General features: G+C 64.9%; 15 protein-coding genes. 7 read left to right on the forward strand and 8 right to left on the reverse strand.

All coding sequences use genetic code 11. From position 1 onward, the window contains the following. Nucleotides 1–389: 389 nt before the first annotated feature. The 5 genes from peaA to APH27_RS08755 all read left to right on the forward strand — a co-directional run bounded on the left by peaA (nucleotide 390) and on the right by APH27_RS08755 (nucleotide 6,726). Nucleotides 390–1,955, forward strand: coding sequence for a quinohemoprotein amine dehydrogenase subunit alpha (gene peaA / locus APH27_RS08735; protein WP_060484615.1), 1,566 nt, complete (start codon nucleotides 390–392; stop codon nucleotides 1,953–1,955). A gap of 49 nt (nucleotides 1,956–2,004) precedes the next feature. Continuing rightward, nucleotides 2,005–3,435: a quinohemoprotein amine dehydrogenase maturation protein gene (gene peaB / locus APH27_RS08740; protein ID WP_060484575.1), complete on the forward strand. Its 1,431-nt coding sequence runs from the start codon at nucleotides 2,005–2,007 to the stop codon at nucleotides 3,433–3,435. 1 nt (nucleotide 3,436) lies between these two features. Beyond that, nucleotides 3,437–3,760, forward strand: coding sequence for a quinohemoprotein amine dehydrogenase subunit gamma (gene qhpC / locus APH27_RS08745; protein ID WP_027916687.1), 324 nt, complete (start codon nucleotides 3,437–3,439; stop codon nucleotides 3,758–3,760). Between the two features lie 32 nt (nucleotides 3,761–3,792). Continuing rightward, complete coding sequence (gene peaD, locus APH27_RS08750; RefSeq protein WP_027916686.1) at nucleotides 3,793–4,914, forward strand: quinohemoprotein amine dehydrogenase subunit beta; 1,122 nt, start codon at nucleotides 3,793–3,795, stop codon at nucleotides 4,912–4,914. A 138-nt stretch (nucleotides 4,915–5,052) separates the two neighbouring features. Continuing rightward, nucleotides 5,053–6,726, forward strand: coding sequence for a fatty acid CoA ligase family protein (locus APH27_RS08755; RefSeq protein WP_060484576.1), 1,674 nt, complete (start codon nucleotides 5,053–5,055; stop codon nucleotides 6,724–6,726). A gap of 67 nt (nucleotides 6,727–6,793) precedes the next feature. Here the strand turns inward: APH27_RS08755 and mobA are convergent, their stop codons facing one another. From mobA to APH27_RS08770, 3 genes are all read right to left on the reverse strand, one after another. Then, nucleotides 6,794–7,369 (reverse strand): molybdenum cofactor guanylyltransferase MobA, encoded by a 576-nt coding sequence (gene mobA / locus APH27_RS08760; protein ID WP_027916684.1) that lies wholly within the window; start codon nucleotides 7,367–7,369, stop codon nucleotides 6,794–6,796. A gap of 61 nt (nucleotides 7,370–7,430) precedes the next feature. Beyond that, nucleotides 7,431–10,553 carry an efflux RND transporter permease subunit gene (locus APH27_RS08765; RefSeq protein ID WP_060484577.1) on the reverse strand — a complete coding sequence of 1,041 codons (3,123 nt, stop codon included), beginning with the start codon at nucleotides 10,551–10,553 and terminating at the stop codon, nucleotides 7,431–7,433. 11 nt (nucleotides 10,554–10,564) lie between these two features. Then, nucleotides 10,565–11,734, reverse strand: a complete 1,170-nt coding sequence (locus APH27_RS08770; protein ID WP_060484578.1) for an efflux RND transporter periplasmic adaptor subunit — start codon at nucleotides 11,732–11,734, stop codon at nucleotides 10,565–10,567. A 252-nt stretch (nucleotides 11,735–11,986) separates the two neighbouring features. Between APH27_RS08770 and APH27_RS08775 the strand changes: the two genes are divergently transcribed. Next, on the forward strand, nucleotides 11,987–12,688 hold the full coding sequence (locus tag APH27_RS08775; RefSeq protein ID WP_027916681.1) for a response regulator transcription factor: 702 nt from the start codon (nucleotides 11,987–11,989) through the stop codon (nucleotides 12,686–12,688). 6 nt (nucleotides 12,689–12,694) lie between these two features. Next, nucleotides 12,695–13,993: an ATP-binding protein gene (locus APH27_RS08780; protein WP_027916680.1), complete on the forward strand. Its 1,299-nt coding sequence runs from the start codon at nucleotides 12,695–12,697 to the stop codon at nucleotides 13,991–13,993. Here the strand turns inward: APH27_RS08780 and APH27_RS08785 are convergent. The 5 genes from APH27_RS08785 to wecB form a co-directional block, all read right to left on the reverse strand. After that, the gene (locus APH27_RS08785; protein ID WP_060484579.1) at nucleotides 13,968–15,056 is read right to left on the reverse strand and encodes a GGDEF domain-containing protein; all 1,089 of its coding nucleotides are present in this window, start codon (nucleotides 15,054–15,056) and stop codon (nucleotides 13,968–13,970) included. The genes APH27_RS08780 and APH27_RS08785 overlap by 26 nt on opposite strands. 124 nt (nucleotides 15,057–15,180) lie before the next feature. Beyond that, entirely contained in the window at nucleotides 15,181–16,020 is an 840-nt protein-coding gene (locus tag APH27_RS08790; RefSeq protein ID WP_060484580.1) for a DUF4434 family protein, read from the reverse strand. Continuing rightward, nucleotides 16,020–19,022: a phage receptor gene (locus APH27_RS08795; RefSeq protein ID WP_060484581.1), complete on the reverse strand. Its 3,003-nt coding sequence runs from the start codon at nucleotides 19,020–19,022 to the stop codon at nucleotides 16,020–16,022. Before APH27_RS08795 ends, APH27_RS08790 begins: the two co-directional genes overlap by 1 nt. Further along, the gene (gene nrfB / locus APH27_RS08800; RefSeq protein WP_060484582.1) at nucleotides 19,019–21,193 is read right to left on the reverse strand and encodes a cyclic di-3',5'-guanylate-activated glycosyltransferase NrfB; all 2,175 of its coding nucleotides are present in this window, start codon (nucleotides 21,191–21,193) and stop codon (nucleotides 19,019–19,021) included. The genes APH27_RS08795 and nrfB overlap by 4 nt, the downstream gene beginning before the upstream one ends. Then, nucleotides 21,190–22,344 carry a non-hydrolyzing UDP-N-acetylglucosamine 2-epimerase gene (gene wecB / locus APH27_RS08805; RefSeq protein WP_027916675.1) on the reverse strand — a complete coding sequence of 385 codons (1,155 nt, stop codon included), beginning with the start codon at nucleotides 22,342–22,344 and terminating at the stop codon, nucleotides 21,190–21,192. Before wecB ends, nrfB begins: the two co-directional genes overlap by 4 nt. Between the last annotated feature and the right edge of the window lie 5 nt (nucleotides 22,345–22,349).

Here is a 22,349-nt window from a genome sequence, read left to right on the forward strand (position 1 = left end):
TGCAAGGTTGAGATTGCAGGCGTGCGCTGTTGCACATTGAGACAGTGTGAGACGGTGATGAAACAGTGGCTGTGCCGGCCTCTACGCGGGCAAGCCCGCGCCCACAGGCACTGTGTTGAGCCGTGGCCATGCGCTTTTCCTGTGGGAGCGGGCTTGCCTGCGATGGCCTGCGCAGCAGGCCCTGTCTCAGGATGAAACACGCTGTCGCGAAATGGCACGCTCCGGCTAGCCCGGCAACGCATCAGGCTGCCCATTCAGGCCAGCTAAAAGCCTGAAATACAACGCCTTTGCAGCACTTGGCACAGTTTCTGTATCACAACCGTCACAAGCACACCTGCTGTACCAAAGCGTGTGAAAACGATAAGAACAACAACCGTGGAGGTCTGACCTTGAAGACGACTCGACTCCGGCGGCAGGCGGGCAAACTGGCGCTGGTCGCCGCCGCATTGCTGGGCACCCAGGCCATGGCGGCCGAGCAGGGCCCGAGCCTGTTGCAGAACAAGTGCATGGGGTGCCATATCCCCGAGGGCAACGATACCTACAGCCGCATCAGCCACCAGCGCAAGACCCCGGAAGGCTGGCTGATGAGCATCGCCCGCATGCAAGTCATGCATGGCCTGCAAATCAGCGACGATGACCGACGTACCCTGGTCAAGTACCTGGCCGACAAGCAGGGCCTGGCGCCAAGCGAGACCGATGGCGTGCGCTACGCCATGGAGCGCCGGCTCAACACTGTCGAGCACTTCGACACCCAGCTCAGCGAAACCTGTGGCCGTTGCCACTCCGGTGCCCGTGTCGCCTTGCAGCGCCGCCCGGCGCAGGAGTGGGAACACCTGATCAACTTCCACCTCGGCCAATGGCCATCCCTCGAATACCAGGCCCAGGCGCGTGACCGCGACTGGCTGGAAATCGCCCTCAAGCAAGTGGTCCCGAACCTGGCCAAGCGCTTCCCGCTGGAAAGCCCGGCCTGGGCCGAGTGGCAGCAGGCCAAGCCGACCGCCGACGCGCTGCCGGGGCAGTGGGCGTTCAGCGGCCACATGCTGGCCAAGGGGGATGTGCGCGGGGTGATGACGGTCAGTGCCGAGCAGGGCGATACCTTCAAGGTCGAGGTCAAAGGCAGCTACGCCGACGGTACCCCGTTCAACGGCACTGGCACGGCCATTCTCTACAACGGCTATGAGTGGCGCGGCAACGTACAGGTCGGCGACAGCAACCTGCGCCAGGTGTTCGCTGCGCTGGATGGCGAAATGAAAGGCCGCATGTTCGAAGCCGATCACGACGAGCGTGGCCTGGACTTCACCGCAGCCAAAGAAGGCAAGGCGCGCTTGCTGGCGGTTCAGCCTGAGTTCATCAAGGCCGGGGGCGAAAGCGAGATCACCCTGGTCGGAACCGGCCTGGCCGGCAAGCCTGAACTAGGGGCTGGCGTGGAGGTGACCGAGGTACTGGAGCAGACCCCGACCCTGGTGCGCGTGAAAGCCCGCGCTGTGGCAGATGCCAAGCCTGGCCAGCGCGAGGTCACGGTCGGTGCGCTCAAGGGCGTCAACCTGGCGGTCTACGACAAGGTCGAGGAAGTGAAGGTGGTGCCGGCGTTCTCCATTGCCCGTATCGGCGAGAACGGCGCTTCGGTACCCAAGGTCCAGGGCCGTTTCGAAGCCGAAGCCTGGGGCAAGGACGCCAGCGGCCAGCCACTGCGTATCGGCTATCTGCCGGCTACCTGGGCGGTGGAACCCTTCAACGAGCGTGCTGGTGAAGACGAGGACGTCAAGTTCGCCGGGCAGATGCAGGCCGATGGCGTGTTCGTACCCGGCGGTGCCGGCCCCAACCCTGAGCGCAAGATGATGACCAACAACGCCGGCAACCTGAAAGTCATCGCCACGCTGGCCGACGGTGGCCAGACTGGCGAAGGGCACATGATCGTCACCGTTCAGCGCTGGAACAACCCGCCGCTGCCATAACGGCAGGGCGTAACGGTTTTTCCAACGGATCGATTATCGGGAGGTCGCCATGGGCGTACTACTGAACCTGGTCGAGCGCAACCTGCACGAAGTGCAGGTCGATGCCGACCGCATGCTGTTCCATATCCCCAGCAGTTCGCTGTTTGCCACCGATGCGGTGACAGGCAGCATCATCGATACTTTGCGCCAGCAAGGCTGCTCGGCCGAGGAGCTGATGCAGCGCCTTGGCCAGCAGTTTGCCGGCGATGATATCCAGGACACCCTGCGCGAGCTGATCGCGCTGGAACTGGTCAGCGACGGCTCGCCGCTGACCCCGGAAATCTCCCTCAAGCAGGTCGAGCGCACAGCGCTGAACACCGTGGTGCTCAACGTCAACACCGGTTGCAACCTCAGCTGCACCTACTGCTACAAGGAAGACCTGGACAAACCCTCCGCCGGCAAGAAGATGAGCACCGCCACCGCCGAAGCCTCGGTGGAGATGCTGCTCAAGGAGTCGCCCAACGAGCAACGCTACAGCGTGGTGTTCTTCGGTGGCGAGCCGCTGTCCAATCGGCCGCTGATCGAGCACATGGTCGCCTACTGCGAGCGGCGCTTCGCCGAAGCCGGCAAGCAGGTGGAGTTCATCATGACCACCAACGCGACCCTGCTCACCGAAGAGATCATCGACTGGCTCAACGCCCACCGCTTCGGTTTGTCGATCAGCATCGACGGCCCGAAGACCGTGCACGACCGCAACCGTATCACCGTGGGCGGGCAGGGCACCTATGACGTGGTGCGGCGCAAGGCCGACCTGCTGCTGTCGCGCTACACCAGCCGCCCGGTGGGGGCGCGGGTCACGCTGACCCGTGGCATCACCGACGTCGAAACCATCTGGAACCACCTGTTCAACGAAATGGGCTTCGCCGAAGTCGGCTTTGCCCCGGTCACTTCCGGCGACATGGCCGACTTCAACCTCACCAGCGAAGAGCTGGTGCAGGTGTTCACCAACATGAAGGCACTTGGCCGCAAGTACCTGGAGGCGGCGCTGGAGCACCGCAATATCGGCTTCTCCAACCTGCACCAGCTGATCACCGACATCCACGAAGGCCACAAGAAGGCCCTGCCGTGCGGTGCCGGGCTGAAGATGCTGGCCGTGGACCACGAGGGCGAGCTGAACCTGTGCCACCGCTTCACCGGCTCTAGCCTGCCAACCTTCGGCAACGTGCACCAGGGGGTGAAGCAGGCTCAGCTCAACGACTTCCTGTCCCAGCGCCTGGACCGCAGCAACACCGGCTGCGAAAGCTGCCGCATCCGTAACCTGTGCTCCGGCGGCTGCTACCACGAGAGCTACGCCCGCTACGGCGACCCGCAGCACCCGACCTACCACTACTGCGAGCTGATGCGCGACTGGGTCGATTTCGGCATCGAAGTCTACAGCCGCATCATGGCCGCCAACCCGGCCTTCATCGACCACTACATCACCCCGCGGAAGGCGCACTGACATGAAGCACTTGAAGCCCCTGAACAACAAGGCGCGCATCCTCGAGCAGGCCGCCGCCGAAGACCGCGTCGAAGAAGTCATGGCCATGAGCGCGGTGGCTGGTTGCACCGCCACCACCGACCCGGGTTGGGAAGTGGACGCCTTTGGTGGCGTCAGCTCGCTGTGCCAGCCGATGGAAGCCGACCTTTATGGTTGTTCCGACCCTTGCTGGTGGCCGGCCCAGGTGCCGGACATGATGAGCACCTACCAGGACTGGAACGCCCAGGCGAACAACTCCCAGGAAGACTGGCGCAACCTCGGCACCGTGTTCCCGAAAGACAAGTGACCGGCCCAACAAGAATGACAAGGGGAAACCGCATGAAAGCTGGACGCTGCGCGCAACTTGCGCTGACCATCGCCGCCACGGCCTGCGCCTGGGCGGTACAGGCCGACGATGCCGGGCCGGCCCTCAAGGCTGGCCAGGAATACCTGATCACCACCAACTACCCGAACAACCTGCACGTCATCGACGTGGCCAGCGACACGCTGTACAAAAGCTGCCAGATGCCCGACAAGTTCGGCCCCGGCACCGCGATGATGGCGCCGGACAACCGCACCGCCTACGTGCTGAACAACCACTATGCCGACATCTACGGCATCGACCTGGACACCTGCAAGACCACTTTCCACGCCAACCTCTCCAGCGTGCCGGGCGAAGTCGGCAAGTCGATGTACTCGTTCGCCCTGAGCCCCGATGGCAAAGAGGTGTACGCCACGGTCAACCCGACCCAGCACCTGAACGACCACTATGTGGTCAAACCACCGCGCCTGGAGGTGTACAGCACCGCAGATGGCCTGGAGGCCAAGCCGGTGCGTACCTTCCCGATGCCGCGCCAGGTCTACCTGATGCGCGCCGCCGACGACGGCAGCCTGTTCGTCGCCGGGCCGGACATCTACAAGATGGACGTCAAGACCGGCAAGTACACGGTGGCGCTGCCGCTGCGCAACTGGAACCGCAAGGGCTACAGCGCCCCGGATGTGCTGTACTTCTGGCCGCACCAGAGCCCGCGCCACGAGTTCTCGATGCTCTACACCATCGCCAAGTTCAAGGACGCCAAGCAGGACCCGAACGAGGCCGAGCTGCTGTATGGCTACCTGAGTGTCGACCTCAAGACCGGCAAGACCCACACCCAGGAGTTCGCCGACCTGACCGAGCTGTACTTCACCGGCCTGCGTTCACCGAAAGATCCGAACCAGATCTACGGTGTGCTCAACCGCCTGGCCAAGTACGACATCAAGCAGCGCAAGCTGATCAAGGCGGCTAATCTGGAGCACACCTATTACTGCGTGACCTTCGACAAGAAGGGCGACAAGTTGTACCTGGGCGGTACCTTCAACGACTTGGCGGTGTTCGACCCTCAGACGCTGGAGAAGGTGAAGAACATCAAGTTGCCGGGGGGGGACATGTCCACCACCACGCCGCAGGTGTTCGTAAGGTAGTTCAGTGCAGGGCCCTTCGCGGGTAAACCCGCTCCCACAGTTACGGCGCTGTTTTCGAATACTGTGGTGATCTTGTGGGAGCGGTTTTACCCGCGAAGAGGCCGGTTCTATCAACACAAGAACAACAAGAGAATGCCGATGTCTCAGCCAAGCTACTCCCAGGGCAACCAGACCAAGGCCCTGCTCAGCCAATGCATCGGCGATGCCTTCGACACCACCGTCGCCCGCTTCCCCGAGCGCGATGCGCTGGTGGTCCGCCACCAGGCCCTGCGCTACACCTGGCAGCAGCTGGCCGACGCCGTCGACCAGCACGCCCGCGCACTCATGGCCCTGGGCGTACAACCCGGCGACCGCTTGGGCATCTGGGCGCCCAACTGCGCCGAATGGTGCATCACCCAGTTTGCCAGCGCCAAGGTCGGCGCGATCCTGGTCAACATCAACCCGGCTTACCGTTCCAGTGAGCTGGACTACGCGCTCGGCCAGTCCGGCTGCCGCTGGGTGATCTGTGCCGACGCCTTCAAGACTTCCGATTACCACGCCATGCTGCTGGGCCTGGTCCCGGGCCTGCTAAACGGTCAGCCCGGTGCCTTGGGCTGCGAGCGCTTCCCCGAACTGCGCGGTGTGGTCAGCCTGGCGGTGTCACCGCCGCCCGGCTTCCTCGCCTGGCATGAATTGCAAGCCCGCGCCCAGTCCGTCAGCCCTGCTGCCCTGGCCGAGCGCCAGGCGCAATTGCGCTGCGACGACCCGATCAACATCCAGTACACCTCCGGTACCACTGGCTTCCCCAAGGGCGCCACGCTCAGCCACAGCAACATCCTCAACAACGGCTACATGGTCGGCGAAAGCCTGGGCCTGACCGAGCATGACCGCCTGGTCGTACCGGTACCGCTGTACCACTGCTTCGGCATGGTCATGGCCAACCTCGGTTGCATGACCCACGGCAGCACGCTGATCTACCCGAATGACGCCTTCGACCCGCTGGCGACCCTGCGCGCCGTGGCCGAGGAAAAGGCCACCGCCCTGTATGGCGTACCGACCATGTTCATCGCCGAGCTGGATCACCCGCAGCGCGGCGACTTCGACCTGTCGAGCCTGCGCACCGGGATCATGGCCGGCGCCACTTGCCCCATCGAAGTGATGCGTCGGGTAATCGGCGAAATGCACATGGCCGAGGTGCAGATTGCCTACGGCATGACCGAAACCAGCCCGGTGTCGCTGCAGACGGGCCCCGACGACGACCTGGAGCGCCGCGTGACCAGCGTTGGGCGCACACAGCCTCGGCTGGAGAACAAGGTGATCGATGCCGACGGCAATACGGTGCCGCATGGCGAGATCGGCGAGCTGTGCACCCGCGGCTACAGCGTGATGCTTGGCTACTGGAACAACCCCAAGGCCACCGCCGAGAGCATCGACAGTGACGGCTGGATGCACACCGGCGACCTGGCGGTGATGGACGAGCAGGGCTACGTGCGCATCGTTGGGCGCAGCAAGGACATGATCATTCGCGGCGGCGAGAACATCTACCCACGGGAGCTGGAGGAGTTCTTCTTCACCCACCCGGCGGTGGCCGATGTGCAGGTGATTGGCGTGCCGTGCAGCAAGTATGGCGAGGAGATCGTCGCCTGGGTACGCCTGCACCCGGGGCACATCGCGAGCGCGGACGAGCTGCGCGAGTGGGCGAAGGCGCGGATCGCGCACTTCAAGGTGCCCAGGTATTTCCGCTTTGTCGACGAATTCCCGATGACGGTGACCGGCAAGGTGCAGAAGTTCAGGATGCGCGAGATCAGTATCGAGGAACTGACCAATGGCTAACTGCATGGTGCCGCTGCGCGATCTTTTAACTGCATGGTGCCGCTCCTACATCGACCGCGTCACGTATTTAGTCGAGCAGCAACTCCGGGCTATTGAAATTGCTCAACCTGCGATCATCCCCGGCACACTCAAACCCCTGCACGGCCTCCCGCAGCAAGGCCTTCTGCAAACTCCGCTCACCCGCTGCCCAGGCCTGCTCCAGCACCGGCAGCACGCGGCGTGGCAGTACACTGAACATCGGCTGCCAATACCCACCCTGGCGCACCATCGCGGCACTGTTCCCGTCGATAGCCCGTTGTCTGAGCGCATCGATCAGGCCTTGGTCAACCAACGGCGCATCGCACGCCAGCAGCACCACCCATTCATGCCTGGCCACTTGTAGCCCGGCAATCACACCGGCCAGTGGCCCTGGATAGTCCGCTTCGGCATCCCCTACCAGTTGGTCGGCATAAGCGGCATACGCCTGCTGGTTGCGGTTACAGGAAATCACCAGGTCATCGCTGAGCGGCCGCACGGTGCGGTGGATATGCGCAACCAAGGGCTCGCCGCGCCATTGCATCAGGCCTTTGTCACGCCCGCCCATGCGCTGGCCGCGGCCACCGGCGAGGATCAGAACGGAGCAGGGGGGCAGGGCATCAGGCATGAAAAAGGGTTCCGGGCAGTCAATGCCCGGAACCCTCTCATTCAACGCCCGGCTTGTCCAGTCAGGCTTCGCCGGCTTGCGCCTGTTCGGCCTTGGTACGGCCGCGCCCGGCCAGGCGCATCACCACCACGAAGAACACCGGCACGAACACCACCGCCAGCGTGGCACTGAGCATGCCGCCGATCACCCCGGTACCGATCGCCTGCTGGCTCGCGGAGCTGGCGCCGGTGGCAATGGCCAGTGGCACCACGCCGAGGATGAACGCCAGCGAGGTCATGACGATCGGCCGCAGGCGCAAGCGTGCGGCCTGAAGTGCTGCGTCAGCGGCGTCCACGCCCTGGTCGACCAGGTGTTTGGCGAATTCGATGATCAGGATGGCGTTCTTCGCCGACAGGCCGATCAGGGTAATCAGGCCGACCTTGAAGAACACATCGTTGGGCATGCCGCGCAAGGTTACGGCCAGCACCGCGCCGAGCACGCCGAGCGGCACCACCAGCAGCACCGCGGTAGGGATCGACCAGCTTTCGTACAGCGCTGCCAGGCACAGGAACACCACCAGCAACGACAACGCCATCAGCAGCGGCGCCTGGCTGCCGGACAGGCGCTCCTGCAGCGACAGGCCGGTCCATTCCAGGCCAGCACCGGCCGGCAGTTGTGCGACCAGGCGCTCGATTTCGGCCATGGCCTCGCCCGAGCTGTGGCCGGCCGCCGGCTCGCCGGAAATCGACACTGCCGGGTAGCCGTTGTAGCGGGTCAGTTGCACCGGGCCGCTGACCCACTTGGCCTGGACGAAGGCACCCAGGGGTACCATCTTGCCGCTATTGTTGCGCACGTGGATTTTCAGCAGGTCCTCGACCTGGCTGCGCTGGTCGCCTTCGGCCTGCACCACCACCCGCTGCATGCGGCCCTGGTTGGGGAAGTCGTTGACGTAGCTGGAGCCCACTGCAACATCCAGCACCGAGCCGATGTCGGCGAACGACACGCCCAGGGCATTGGCCTGGCGGCGGTCGATTTCCAGTTGCACCTGCGGGCTCTCCGCCAGCGAAGACTCACGCACGTTGGCCAGCACCTTGCTCTTCTGTGCGCCGGCCAGCAGCTCGTCGCGGGCGGCCATCAGCGCTTCATGGCCCATGCCACCGCGGTCCTGCAGGCGCAATTCGAAGCCGGTCGATTCGCCCAGGCCGTCGATTGGTGGTGGCAGCACCGAATAGGCCACGGCGTCCTTGAGCTGGGTGAAGGCCATGGTGGCCCGGTCGGCGATCGATTGCGCGCTGTCATCGGCGCCGCGCTCGGACCAGTCCTTGAGCGTGGTGAAAGCCAGCGCGGCGTTCTGGCCGCTGCCCGAGAAGCTGAAGCCAAGGATCAACGTGGTGTTGCCCACCCCCGGCTCCTCGGCGTTGTGCGCCTCGATTTGCGCCGCCACCTGCTCGGTGCGCATGCGGCTGGCGCCCGGCGGCAGCTGGATATCGGTGATGGTGTAGCCCTGGTCTTCGGTGGGCAGGAACGCCGTGGGCAGCTGGCTGAAGCCATAACCCAGCACCGCCAGCAGCACGCCATACACCAGCAGGTAGCGGCCGCTGCGCTTGAGCGCCTGCAGCACCCAGCGCTGGTAGCCGTTGCTCATGCTTTCGAAGCGGCGGTTGAACCAGCCGAAGAAGCCCTTGCGCTCATGGTGCTCACCCTTGGCCAATGGCTTGAGCAAGGTGGCGCACAGCGCCGGGGTCAGGCTCAGGGCGAGGAAGGCCGAGAACAGGATCGACACCGCCATCGACAGCGAAAACTGCTGGTAGATCACCCCCACCGAGCCTTTCATGAAGGCCATGGGCAGGAACACGGCCACCAGCACCAGGGTTATGCCGACGATGGCGCCGCTGATCTGGCCCATGGCCTTGCGCGTGGCCTCCTTGGGCGGCAGGCCTTCCTCGGCCATGATCCGCTCGACGTTCTCCACCACCACGATGGCGTCGTCGACCAGGATGCCGATGGCCAGGACCATGCCGAACAGGGTCAGCACGTTGACCGAGAAGCCCATGGCCAGCATCACAGCGAAGGTGCCCATCAGCGCCACAGGCACCACCAGGGTCGGGATCAGCGTGTAGCGCAGGTTCTGCAGGAACAGGAACATCACCGCAAACACCAGCAACATGGCCTCGAACAGGGTGCTGATGACTTGCTGGATCGAGACCTTGACGAACGGCGAGGTGTCGTAGGGGATGTCGTACTTGACGCCTTCGGGGAAGTAGCGCGACAGCTCCTGCATCTTTGCCCGCACCAGGGTGGCGGTTTCCATGGCGTTGGCCCCTGGCGCCAGCTGCACGCTGAAGGCGGTGGCCGGCTTGCCGTTCAGGCGCGTGCCGTATTGGTACTCCTGGGCGCCGACCTCGACCCGGGCGACATCGCCGACGGTGACACTGGAGCCATCCGGGTTGGCACGCAGGACGATGGCGGCGAATTCCTCGGGCGTGCTCAGTTGGCCCTTGACCACCACGTTGGCGGTGATTTCCTGAGTGCTGCGGGCGGGCAGGTCGCCGATGCTGCCGGGGGCGACCTGGGCGTTCTGTGCGGCGATGGCCTCGGCCACATCGTTGGGCGTGAGGTTGAAACCGATCAGCTTGCTTGGGTCGATCCAGATGCGCATGGCGCGTTCGGAACCATACAGCTGCGCCTTGCCGACCCCCTTGAGGCGGCGGATTTCGTTCATCACATTGCGCGCGAGGATGTCGGACAGCGCGGTTTCATCGAGGCTGCCGTCCTCGGCGGTGAGGGTGCCGAGCAGCAGGAACCCGGTGGACACCTTCTCTACCTGCAGGCCTTGCTGGGTCACCTGGCGCGGCAGGCGCGACTCGACCACCTTCAGGCGGTTCTGCACGTCCACCTGGGCCAGGTCTGGGTGGGTGCCTGGCTCGAAGGTGGCGGTGATGGTGGCGCTACCCAGGCTGCTCTGCGACGAGAAGTACAACAGGTTGTCGGCGCCATTGAGCTCCTGCTCGATCAGGCTGACCACGCTTTCGTCCAGGGTCGCTGCCGAGGCGCCCGGGTACACGGCGTAGATCTCCACCTGCGGCGGCGCCACGTTGGGGTACTGCGCCACCGGCAGCTGGGGGATGGCCAGGGCGCCGGCGAGGAGGATGAACAGTGCGACGACCCAGGCGAAGATCGGGCGGTCGATGAAGAACTGCGGCATGGATCAGGCCCTCACTGGCCGGTGTGCTGGACGATGGGCTGGGCGGCGGGGTCGACCTGGACCTGGTCGCCCGCCTTGACGTGCTGCAGGCCTTCGACCACCACCCGTTCGCCGGGCGCCAGCCCCTCGCTGACCAGCCAGCGGTCACCCTGGACGCTGCCCAGTACCACTTGGCGTTCGCTGACGCGCGCCTGAGCGTCGACCACCAGCACCTTCGGCACCCCGGCGCTGTCACGCAGGATGGCCCGCTGCGGCACACTCAAGCCTTTGGGTTGCACGGCCTGCTCCAGGCGCACGCGCACGTAGCTGCCCGGCAGCAGGTCGAGGTCCGGGTTGGGGAACTCGCTGCGCAGGGTGATCTGGTTGGTGCTCGGGTCGACGCTGATGTCGGAGAACAGCAGCTTGCCCGGCAGCGGGTAGGCGCTGCCATCGTCCTGAATCAGGGTGGCGCGGGCCTGGCCGTCGCCGGCCTGCTGCAGTTCACCGGCGCGCAGCGCACGGCGCAGGGCGTTGAGCTCGCGGGTCGACTGGGTCACGTCGGCGTGAATCGGGTCGAGCTGCTGGATGGTCGCCAGCGGCGTGGTTTCGTTCTGCCCGACCAGTGCACCTTCGGTGACCAGGGCGCGGCCGATGCGCCCGGATATCGGCGCGGTGACGGTGGCGTAACCAAGGTTCAGGCGGGCGCGCTCCAGCGCGGCCTTGGCTTCGGCAACGGCCGCGTCGGCCTGCAGGAAGGCGGCGCGGGCGTTGTCGTATTCCTGGCGGCTGACGGCCTTGTCGTCCACCAGCTGGCGGTAGCGTTGCTCTTGCAGGCGCGCCTGGTACAGCGTGGCCTCGGCCTTGGCCAAGGTCGCGCGGGCACTGTCGTGGTCGGCCTTGAACGGCGCCGGGTCGATGAGGAACAGCACATCGCCCTGTTTGACGTCGCTGCCTTCCCGATACACCCGTTTGAGCACCACGCCAGCGACGCGCGCACGCACTTCTGCCGTGCGCGGCGCCAGGATGCGCCCGCTCAGCTCGGTACTGATGGCCAGGGGCTGCAGTTGCAGCGTCTCGACCCGGACCTGGGGAACGGGCTGTTTTTCTTCCTGCTCAGCCGAATCGTCGCAACCGGCCAGGGACAGAGCAAGCAGCGCCACGAGCGCCAGGGGGCGCAGGCGCGGGGGGAGGGTAATAGGCATACGGATCTTCCGATGATGACCTGCGTATCCTAAGGCAACCGTTCCTCGGGTGGCTGTTAACACCTGTAGGGCCTGTGTGAAAAAGTGTTAAGAACAGTCCTACCGGTTTGTGGGTTTCTATATTCTGCAGGTATCTGTGCCGACTTCTTCGTGGGTGGGCCTGCTCCCACAGGTGCAGTACAGCATTCTGTGGGAGTGGGCTTGCCCGCGAAGAGGCCGGTGACGCTCCCGTCCATTTTTCCAGCGGCCCCTATGCCTAACATTCTCCTGGTCGAAGACGACAGCGCGCTGTCCGAGCTGATCGCCAGTTACCTGCAACGCAACGATTTCCATGTCCGGGTGATTGCCCGGGGCGACCACGTGCTGGATGCCTTTCGGCAGGACAACCCCGACCTGGTGATTCTCGACCTGATGCTCCCTGGCATCGATGGTTTGCAACTGTGCCGCCTGCTGCGCCAGGAATCCCAGAGCCTGCCGATCCTGATGCTGACGGCCCGCGACGACAGCCACGACCAGGTACTGGGCCTTGAGATGGGCGCCGACGACTACGTGACCAAGCCTTGCGAACCGCGGGTACTGCTGGCCCGTGTGCGCACCTTGTTGCGCCGCAGCAGCGTCAACGAGCCGCGCCTGGACAACCACCAGATCCTCATCGGCGGCTTGCGCATCGACCTCGCCGAGCGCCTGGTCAGCTGGCGCGGCGATGAAGTGGAGCTGTCCAGCGGTGAATACAACCTGCTGGTGGTGCTGGCACGCAATGCCGGTGTGGTGCTCAGTCGCGACCGTATCCTGCAGCAACTGCGCGGTATCGAGTTCAACGGCACCGACCGCTCGGTGGACGTGGCTATTTCCAAGCTGCGCCGCAAGTTTGACGACAGTGCCGGTGAGGCGCGCAAGATCAAGACCGTGTGGGGCAAGGGTTACCTGTTCAGCCGCGTCGAGTGGGAGTGCTGACCGAGCATGCTGAAAATCCTGGTGCGCCTGTATCTGGTGATCATCGTGGCCTACGCCGGCGCGCTGCTGTTGATCCCGGACACCATCGTCGGCCTGTTCCACGAGCGGTTCATGGCCTACAACCTGGATCAGGCCAAGGGCGTGCAGTCGCTGATCGTCCGCCAGTTCCGCCAGGTGCCGCGCGAACAGTGGCCGGCGGTGGAGCAGGACCTGGCCAAGCTGTTCGCGCCGTTGCAAGTCAACCTGCTGCGTAACGACCAGGCCGGCCTGAGCCCGTCGGAGCAAGCGCGCCTGGAGCATGGCCAGTACGCGGTACGCATCGGCGACTGGGGCTATTACGAAACGGTGCTGGCGCCTCTGGACAAGGATTGGCTGGTGAGCCTGCATTCACCGCCGGACCCGCTGGATATCAACGTGCTGTCCTGGGGCGTGACAGTGCTGATCGGTGCGGCCATGCTCGGCTGCCTGCTGCTGTGGGTATGGCCGCACTGGCGCGACCTGGAGCGCCTGAAGGAAACCGCCCGGCGCTTGGGCCAGGGGCAGATGGCCGAGCGCACGCACATTTCGGCGCATTCGAACATCGGTGAGCTGGCAGGGGTGTTCGACACCATGGCCAGCGACCTTGAACGCCACGTCAATCAACAGCGCGAGCTGCTCAACGCGGTATCCCACGAGCTGCGCACGCCGCTGACCCGGCTGGATTTCGGCCTGGTGCTGCTGTTTGACGAGGTGCCTGCGGCCAGCCGCAAGCGCCTGCTGGAGCTGGTCGGGCACGTGCGCGAGCTGGACGAGCTGGTGCTTGAGCTACTGTCGTACAGCCGCTTGTATAACGCCGACCAGGCCCGCGAACGGGTCGAGGTGTCGTTGCTGGAGCTGGTCGACAGTGTGCTCGGCGGGTTTGCCGAAGAACTGGATACACGAGGTATCCAGTGGGAGGTGCAGGCCGAGGGCAATCTACCTCGTTTCGTGCTGGACCCACGCCTGACCGCCCGGGCGGTGCAAAACCTGGTGCGCAATGCCATGCGTTATTGCGATGAAAGCCTGTTGCTCAGGTTGCGCCTGGAGGCAGACGGCGCCTGCCTGTTGACCGTGGAGGACGACGGCATCGGCATTCCGGTGGAGGAGCGCGAGCGGATCTTCCAGCCCTTCTACCGGCTGGACCGCAGCCGTGACCGCAACACGGGTGGGTTTGGCCTGGGGCTGGCGATCAGCCGCCGGGCGATCGAAGGGCAGGGCGGGACGCTGACGGTGGCGCAATCCGCCTTGGGCGGGGCACAGTTCAGGATTCACCTGCCAGCTGGCTAGTCCACAGCACGAAGCGGTCCTTGCCACGGTGCTTGGCCGCGTACAGTGCCTGGTCGGCCTTGACCAGCGCCATGGTCAGGGTGTCTGCAGCGTCCACCTGGGCCAGGCCGATGCTGATAGTCACCGGGTGCGCGCCCTGGTCTTCCCGTACACGCTTGCACAAGCTGCCGACTTCTCGCTCGGCCGTTTGCTGGTCCAGGCCCTGGAAGAAGATCGCAAACTCCTCGCCGCCGAGCCTGGCGAACTCATGCGCTCCCATTGATGCCTTGATGTGCAGCGCCACGCGCTTGAGCACTTCATCGCCAATGTCATGCCCGAAGCGGTCGTTGACTTTCTTGAAGTTGTCGATGTCGATCATCGCCAGGTATTGCCCAGCCCCCTGTTGCAACTGGCGTTCGGCCTTGGTCATGAACGAGCGGCGATTGGGGATTTCGGTCAGCACGTCGACATAGGCCTGTTCGAGCAGCAGCTTGGACATGTAGAAGTTGTGCAGTTTGGCCTGGCGCATCTGCAGGTAGCTGTAGGTCACCAGGCCGCTGAGGAACACGGCATAGCTCAACAGCATCGCGGCTTCGAGGTCGTCCAGGTCGATATTGGTGCGGTAGAACGGGTTGAGCATGGCCCAGGTGATGGCCATGGCGCAGAAGAACGACCAGCGTCGTACCGGCAACACCGAGACGCTGTACAGCACGGTAGAGGTGCCCAGCACCAGCCAGACCGGGCGCAGGGCGATCGGGATGCCTTCGATGAGCAGGCGCATGCCCAGGGTGATGATGGCAATGAACAGCAGGTTGAGCACGTCGAAGTGGTGGGCTTTGCGGGTGAAACCGAGGACCACCGTGAGGCTGCACAGCAGCCCAATGAACAGGCCGGACAACCACGTGAAGCCCTGGTTGCCCAAGTAGCTGACGATGAGGTCGAAGATCAGCCAGACCGTGATGCTGAGGCAGAAGATGAGCTGGCAGAAGCGTCGGGACTGGTCGAATTCATGCTGGCGGAACTCGGCGCGCAGGGCAGCGGGGGCGACTTGCTTGCGTACGTGCTCTTCGATGGTCTTGTACATCGGTGGGCTCCTGGGAGTACTGCTTGGCCAGGCCCGGCCTCTTCGCGGGTAAACCCGCTCCTACAGAGACCGCACAGAGTTCTGTGGGAGCGGGTTTACCCGCGAAGAGGCCGGGCCTGGCGACTCAATTCTGTGGCAACACACCTTTGGCCCAGGGGCGGTAACGCAAGGCAAATACCGCCTCGGCATGGCACCCGCCATTGAGCTTCGGCTCGGCAGGCTCGGCCCTGAACGCCTGGCCCGCGCTGCTCACCTGGCGAAACGCCTCGCGCACCACACCCACCCGGCATGGCAGCGCCTGCTCGTAGTTCTGACGCACCAGTTGCGGCAACCGCCCGGTGCCAGCACCGTCCTGCCACCACACCGTCAAGCCCAGCCCGGCCAGTTGATCCAGCCAGGCGCCATTGACCCGCGGTGCCAGCTTGCCAGCACTGAACGCGCTGATGTGCAGCGGTTTGTCCAGCTGCCGGTTGAATGCCTGCAACTGGCTGTACAACGCCTCGCGGCGCCCGGCATCGCGAAAGTGCAGGTCGTCCAGTTCCATTGGCAGGTACCAGCCGCTGACGGGCAGCTGCCAGTGCTGGCGAAGTTGTTGGTACTGGCTAAGCGAGCGGCCCAACTGCGACTTCCAGTAGTTGCCCAGGCCATCACCGTCCAGTTCCTCGATGCGCTGGTAGTAGGCCGGGTCCAGGTACAGCCCGAGTACCAGCTCCAGGCCTTGGGCGTGGGCCTCGCGCAGGCTGTTGGCCAGCCAGCCCTGCGCGCCGCCGAAGTCACTGTCGCCGTAGGCACTCCACTGCACGATCAGGGTCTTGCCTCCCTGTGCCTTGGTGGCGCGCCATAACTGCTGCCATTGCGCCGGCGTCACGGCTTCATCGCGGTTGAGCGGCTGATAGAACAGGCGCTGGTCGGCCATGGCCGGCAGGCACAGGGCGAGCATGCAGATTGCCAGGAGCGTACGCATCAGAAGGTCATCTCCGCGCCAACCAGCACGCCATTGGCGCTTTTGTAGAGGTTGCCACCCAGCGACTGCTGATACTCGGCGCGCACCTTCAGCGAGCCGCGGTAGGCGTTGTAGCGGTCGTCGTCGAACCACCATTGCCAGCGCACGCCGACCCCGGCACGGGCGTCCTGGCGCCAGTCGTTGCTCGGGTCCTGGCTGGAGAACTCGAAGAAGCCGTACGGCATGAGCGTCTGTGGCGAATTGCCTGGCAGCTTCCAGGCATGGCCCTGTTGGTAGCGCGACAGCCAGGCGTGGTCGCCTGCGCGGGTCCACCAGGCGGCGTCGAGGTAGAGGAAGCGCTCGTTCCAGTCGTCCTCGTCGACCCGCCAGTCGTTGCGCCAGTCGCCTTGGTCAAGGAACGAGGCAGTGGCCCGCAGCAGCAGGTCGTTGCTGGATTCGGCATGGTGGCGCAGGTCACCCCAGTTGCCGCCGACCTTGGCAGGGCTCAGCAGCTCGCCGAGGCTCAGGCCGCTGTAGTGGTCGTCGTCGATCTGCCGTTGGTGATACAGCTCGGCATACAGGTTGAGGTTGGCCTGGCCGAGCGGCTTGTAGCGCAGGCCGAGGCCGGTGCCCATGCTTTGCGCATAGTCGGTGCGGCTCTGGCCGCCGAACAGCACCCGGCCGTAGACCGACAAGGTGCTGCCGTTGCGGCTGGGCTCCTCGCCCAGGGCGTGGTCCCACATGGCCAGCTGCACGTTCTGCGATTGCGCGCGCCGTGAAGTGCCGCTGCGCTGGCCATTGTCGAGGAACTTGTCGTTGGTCGAGGTGCCGGCGGGTGACCAGGTGCTGGCCAGGGTGATGGTGTCGCGCCGTGACAGGCTTTCGTGGGCGCGGCGCTGGCGGTACTTGCGGGCTTCGAGGCTGCCGTATTCGTCGTCGGCATCGACCAGATTTTCTTCCACGTCGATTACCCGGCGCAGCTCGCGCCGTGCGGCGGCGCTGTTCTCGGCTTCGTCGTAGCGCAGGGCGAGGGTTTCGCCCAGGCGATAGTCTTCGGGGAAGTCGTGGGTGGCGCGTTCCAGATAGGGGATCGACTGGCGGCGCTGGGCCAGGTCCTGCGAGCCTGCCAGGCGCATGCCGTAGTCGGCACGATAGCGTGGCTGATCGGGCGCCAGGCGCACGGCCTCTTCCAGCCAAGCGGTGCTCTGCGCGCTGTCGCCGGCTGACTGGGCGGTACTGGCGGCCGCGTAGTAATGATCGGCTCGCGGGTTGTGCGCCAGGGCCTGGCGCTGGAAGCCCAGGGCTGCTTGCAGGTCGCCCTGACGTTGCGCAATGGCGGCGCCCAGCGCCCAGTCATCGGCACTGTGGTGCGCGGCGGCCTCCCAGTAGCGGCGGGCGGCGTTGGCGTCGCCGGCGTTCAGTGCGCCGCGCGCGGCCGTCAGGCGGGCGTTATCGTTCCAGGCACTGGCCGGCAGGCTGCGCCAGATCGGCAGGGCCGCTTCGGAATCGCCTGCGGCTTCCAGGGCATAGGCCAGGGGCAGGCGGTTGCCGCCGCCGCCCAGGCGCTCGGCCGCCTGGTAGTAGACCACCGCCTCGCCGGGGCGGTCGGGCATGGCGCAGCGGCCCATGGCACGAAACTGGCCAGCTTCGCTCGGGTTTGCCGGTATCGACTGGCGCACAGCATCGCACTGGCCGTTTTCAGCCAAACGACCGAGGAGCTGTGCGCGGGCATTGGCGTCGACCCTGGGGATCAGCTCAAGCAGGCGCCGGCTGTTGAACGGGCCATCATTGCGCGCGTAGAGGTTGGCCAGGCGTTGCAGCAGCGAAGGGGTCAGGCGCCCTTGGCGGCGGTCATAGGCCTGCTCCAGCAATGTGCGGGCATGTTCATTCCGGCCTTGTTGCAGCAAGAGGAACGTTGTTTGCTCCAGCGCCGCCAGGTCACCGCTCTGGCCGTAGCGTTTTTCCCATTCGGCGGCCGTGCGCGGTTGTGGCGGCTGCACCGGGTCGCCATACAGGCGTTGCTTGAGTACCGCATACGCACGCGGGTCGGCGTTGGCGGGGCAACCTTTGAACTGCTCACGGGCGACCTCCGGGTCGTGGCGCGACAGCCAATCGACCGTTTCCAGGCAGGGGCGCTGCAGTTCGTTGCTCAGCTGGCGTACCAGCTGTGCATCGTCCCCCTCGCGGGCCAGCTCCCACAGTTGCTGGCGTTGCTCGGGTTGCTGCAGTTGTTCGGTCGGCAGTTGCTGCAGCCAGCGCTGCGCCAGCTGGTTATGGCCGACGGCGATGGCACGGTGGGCCATGGCCAGGCGCGTCTGGTTGGCGGCTTCGGTTGACGGAGCGCTTTGCAGCAGTTTTGTCAGGCCCTTTTCGTCCACCTGCTGGACATAGGCATTGGCCAGCCGTTGCCAGTCTTCAGGCGGCAATTGGCCCTTGTCGGCCAGTGGCTGGAGTTGTTCGATGGTTTCTTTCCAGTTGCGCAGTTGCTCGGCAAAGTTGGCGCGGGCCAGGCGCAGCACCTGGCCATCGTCGCGTGGCGGCAGCTGGCTGAGCCAGTCCAGGGCTTTGCCGGCACCGCCGAACTTGGCCAGGCTCAGGCTGTAGGCTTGCCACAGGCGTACCCGCTGCATGCCGTCGGCGCCGGCCAGCCAGTCTTCCACCTGGCTCGCCGCTGGTGGGTCCTGCTCGATCCAGGTCAGGCGCAGCTCCAGCAGGGCGTTGGCGTATTCGGGGCCGTCGCCGAGCTGCTCGGCCATGGCTTCGGCCTCCTTGTAGCGGCGCTGGTGGGCAAGGGCCTCGACCAGCAACGCACGGGCTTCATCGTTGTTCGGCACACGCGTGAGGACATGGCGGGTCAGGCGTTCGACTTCGGCCCAGTTGTCTTTCTTCGCTTCGCGGTAGCTGCGCTCCATGAACGGGTAGCTGGTGAAGCGCTGGAATTCGGTCATCGGCGCTGCCTGGGTGGCCAGCGCGGTGGAGCACAGCAGCAGGCCAGAAAGGGTCAGGGACAGACGCGGCTTCATGCCACCTCCCGGGTCAGGTCAAAGGCTGCCTGCTGTTCGCTGGCCTGTTCGGCGAGGGCCTGTTGCAGCACCTCCTCGGTAATGATGCCGCGGGCGATCAGGTGCTCGCCGAGGCTCTGGCGTTCGGGGTCGAAATCGATCAGTGCCTGGTTGAACAGGGTGACCGGGACCATGCCGCGCACCTGCAGCAGCGCGCCGAGCATGACCTGGTGCTGGCTGACCCGTTCGAGCAGGTCGGCATCGTCCTGGTGCCGCTCCAGCACGGTCAGCATGTCGTGGGTTTCGGGCTTTTGCCAGGGGCTCGGGTAGTGATAGCGCAAGCCCAGCGTGACCCGGCCCTGGGGCGCCAGGCGGCAGCTGACCGGGCGTTTCAGCTGGCGGCTGATCACCCCCAGCGATACCTGGCTGACCGGGCTTTCGCTGGCCAGCACCAGGGTGTTGCCGTCTTCGGCGACCGGCAGCACGCCATAGTGCGTGGCCAACCGGCGAGGCAGCAGGGCGATCAACTGAGGGTCGAGCTTGAATGGGTTGAGCGGTGCCCAGGGCAGGTCGAGCTGTTCGGCCAGCGTTTCTACAAGCTGCTCGCTGTTCAGCCAGCCCCGCAGCAGCAATTCTCGGCCCAGGCGCCGGCGTACCGGGCTGGTGATCGCCTGCTCCAGCTGTTGTTCGGTGATGTAGCCCTTTTCCACCAGGCGATGGCCCAGCGGCGTACGCGCAGGCGTAGCGAGGGCAGGGAATTCGTGAGTGGTCTTGTCCCACGCCACCCGCCGCGAGTCGCCCATTTCCATGACTTGGCGCAGGGCACGCAGGTTGGCGAAGAAGTTGACGAAGTTGCTCCACATCATCCGTGGTGCCGACAGCAGGCCCTCGAAGATGCCGTAGTAGCGGGTGACGAACCAGCCGCGCTGGAAGAGGCGGTTGACCAGCATCAGGCCGTTGAGCCAGAGCAGGGTGGTGAGCAGGTGGCTGTCGCTGAGGATCGACATGAAACGCCAGGAATCCGGGGCAATCACGGTCACCAGCCACATGGCCAGCAGCACCAGTAGCAACAGGTTGACCAGAAAGCTCAGCAGGTAGGCGAACAGCCCCCGGCGGTCGCGCCAGAGGAAGTAGTTGAGCGCGCCGGTGCGGCTCCAGCCAAGGTTGCTGGTGCCCTGGAAAACGATGCCGACGATCCACCGCGACTTCTGCCGGATGGCGTGCTGCCAGTCACGCGGGAAGTGCTCGCGCACGCAGATCACCTGGGCGAACTCGCGGCTCATGCCCGGGCGCCACTCATGCTTGAGGGCCAGCGCCGGGTCGCTGATGGAGTAGCGGGCAAAGATACACTTCATGCCCTTTTGCTTCAGGCGAAAGCCGATGTCGTAGTCTTCGGTCAGGCTCTGGACGTCGAAGGCGATGCCATCGCCGTCCTCGAGCAGGGCGCTGATGGCGCGCCGGCTGAAGCAGGTGCCGACACCGGCACTGGGCACCTGGCCGGTCAGGGCCTCGCGCACGATCACGTCCTTGCCGTGATTTTCGGCGAACTCGTCGACGTAGTGCCCAGCGGTAAAGCCTTTCCATTCCGGCGCGTAGGGGTACACCGGGATCTGGATCATGTCCTTGCTCGGCAGCAAGTAGTTGAACAGGCGCAGTTCCATGGGCGAGATCACGTCTTCGGCGTCATGCAGGATGAAACCGGCGAATTCGATACGGGCATCGTCCTGGAAGCGCAGGATGGCGTCGATGATGTTGTTCAGGCAATCGGCCTTGCTGGTGGGGCCGGGGCGCGCGCAGACCACTTTGTGTACGTTGGGGTAGTGCAGGCACACGGCGTCGACGTCGGCCTGGGTCTGCGGGTCGTTGGGGTAGGTGCCGACGAAGATCTGGTAGTTTTCGTAATCGATGGTCGAGGCCGCCAGGCGCGCCATTTCGCCGACCACGCCCACCTCGTTCCAGGCCGGGACCATGATTGCCAAGGGTTTTTCCGGTACTTCGAACAGGCGTTTCTCATCGGCCTTTTCGTGCTTGTCGTAGATGCGAAAACGGCGGATCAGCTTGCGGCCCCAGTAGCACAGGTCGATGAACAGGTCGTCAAGGCCAAGCAGGAACATCAGCGAGGCGAGGATGATCGCGAGGATCTTCAGGCCGAACAGCACATAAGTGAGGAAGTCGACAAACGCCAGGCTCATGCGTCGCCTCGCTCGGCGGCGGTTTCCTCGAGCCAGCGGCTCAGGCGTGTGGCGATGATTTCGCTGGCATGCCCGTCACCGAAGGGGGTGAAGACCCTCGCCATGCGCTGATACGCCTCGGGGTCGTCGAGTAGCTGGCTGGTTTCCTTGACGATACGTTCGGTGCGCGTGCCAACCAGTTTCACCGTGCCGCCCTCCAGCACCGAAGGGCGTTCGGTGACCTTGCGCAGCACCAGCACCGGTTTGCCCAGCGCCGGGGCTTCTTCCTGAACGCCGCCGGAGTCGGTGAGAATGATGTAGGCGCGGTTCATCAGCCAGACGAAATGCTGATAGTCCTGGGGCGCCACCAGGTGAATGTTGCCGTGCCCGGACAGCAGGCCGTAGACCGCTTTCTGCACCTGCGGGTTGAGGTGCACCGGGTAGACAAACTGCACGTCGGGGTAACGCAGGGCCAGTTCGGCCAGGGCCAGGCAGATGCGCTCGAAGCCTGCGCCGAAGTTCTCCCGACGATGGCCGGTGATCAGCACCATGCGCTGGTCGGCATGCAGCGTGTGCAGCGGCGAATCGGCGGCGGGCTGCCATGCGCTTTGCGTGAGGTACTCGCGCATCCATAGCAGTGCATCGATGACGGTGTTGCCGGTGACCTCGATCTGCTCCACGGGCACGCCTTCGCGCAGCAGGTTGTCGCGGGCCTTGGTGGTGGGCGCGAAATGCAGGTCGGCAATGACCCCGGTCAGGCGCCGGTTGGCTTCCTCCGGCCAGGGTTGCTGCAGGTTGCCGGTGCGCAGCCCGGCCTCGACATGGGCGATGGGGATATGCCGATGAAATGCGGCAAGGCCAGCAATGAAACTGGTGGTGGTGTCGCCGTGAACCAGCACGATATCGGGCTTGACCTGTTCGTAGGCCTGGTCGAGCTTGCCCAACAGGTCGCGGGCCAGGCCGTTGAGGGTCTGGTTCTGGGTCATGACCTTGAGGTCCTGGTCGACGCTCAGGCCAAAGGCGGTGAGTACCTGTTCGAGCATTTCGCGGTGCTGCCCGGTGGAGCAGATGTGCAGATCGACCTCGGGCCATTCGCGCAGGACGCGGGCCAGCGGGGCCATCTTGATCGCTTCCGGGCGGGTACCGAAAACCATCATGACGGAGTTCGCCATAGTCT

The organism is Pseudomonas sp. NBRC 111123 (assembly GCF_001320205.1).
GTDB lineage: Bacteria > Pseudomonadota > Gammaproteobacteria > Pseudomonadales > Pseudomonadaceae > Aquipseudomonas > Aquipseudomonas putida_J.

What these genes read in the sequence shown, in the direction of transcription:
- peaB (WP_060484575.1), top strand. Translation starts at nt 2,005, where the DNA reads ATGGGCGTACTACTGAACCTGGTCGAGCGCAACCTGCACGAAGTGCAG.
- qhpC (WP_027916687.1), top strand. Translation starts at nt 3,437, where the DNA reads ATGAAGCACTTGAAGCCCCTGAACAACAAGGCGCGCATCCTCGAGCAG.
- peaD (WP_027916686.1), top strand. Translation starts at nt 3,793, where the DNA reads ATGAAAGCTGGACGCTGCGCGCAACTTGCGCTGACCATCGCCGCCACG.
- APH27_RS08755 (WP_060484576.1), top strand. Translation starts at nt 5,053, where the DNA reads ATGTCTCAGCCAAGCTACTCCCAGGGCAACCAGACCAAGGCCCTGCTC.
- mobA (WP_027916684.1), bottom strand. Translation starts at nt 7,369, where the DNA reads ATGCCTGATGCCCTGCCCCCCTGCTCCGTTCTGATCCTCGCCGGTGGC.
- APH27_RS08765 (WP_060484577.1), bottom strand. Translation starts at nt 10,553, where the DNA reads ATGCCGCAGTTCTTCATCGACCGCCCGATCTTCGCCTGGGTCGTCGCA.
- APH27_RS08770 (WP_060484578.1), bottom strand. Translation starts at nt 11,734, where the DNA reads ATGCCTATTACCCTCCCCCCGCGCCTGCGCCCCCTGGCGCTCGTGGCG.
- APH27_RS08775 (WP_027916681.1), top strand. Translation starts at nt 11,987, where the DNA reads ATGCCTAACATTCTCCTGGTCGAAGACGACAGCGCGCTGTCCGAGCTG.
- APH27_RS08780 (WP_027916680.1), top strand. Translation starts at nt 12,695, where the DNA reads ATGCTGAAAATCCTGGTGCGCCTGTATCTGGTGATCATCGTGGCCTAC.
- APH27_RS08785 (WP_060484579.1), bottom strand. Translation starts at nt 15,056, where the DNA reads ATGTACAAGACCATCGAAGAGCACGTACGCAAGCAAGTCGCCCCCGCT.
- APH27_RS08790 (WP_060484580.1), bottom strand. Translation starts at nt 16,020, where the DNA reads ATGCGTACGCTCCTGGCAATCTGCATGCTCGCCCTGTGCCTGCCGGCC.
- APH27_RS08795 (WP_060484581.1), bottom strand. Translation starts at nt 19,022, where the DNA reads ATGAAGCCGCGTCTGTCCCTGACCCTTTCTGGCCTGCTGCTGTGCTCC.
- nrfB (WP_060484582.1), bottom strand. Translation starts at nt 21,193, where the DNA reads ATGAGCCTGGCGTTTGTCGACTTCCTCACTTATGTGCTGTTCGGCCTG.
- wecB (WP_027916675.1), bottom strand. Translation starts at nt 22,344, where the DNA reads ATGGCGAACTCCGTCATGATGGTTTTCGGTACCCGCCCGGAAGCGATC.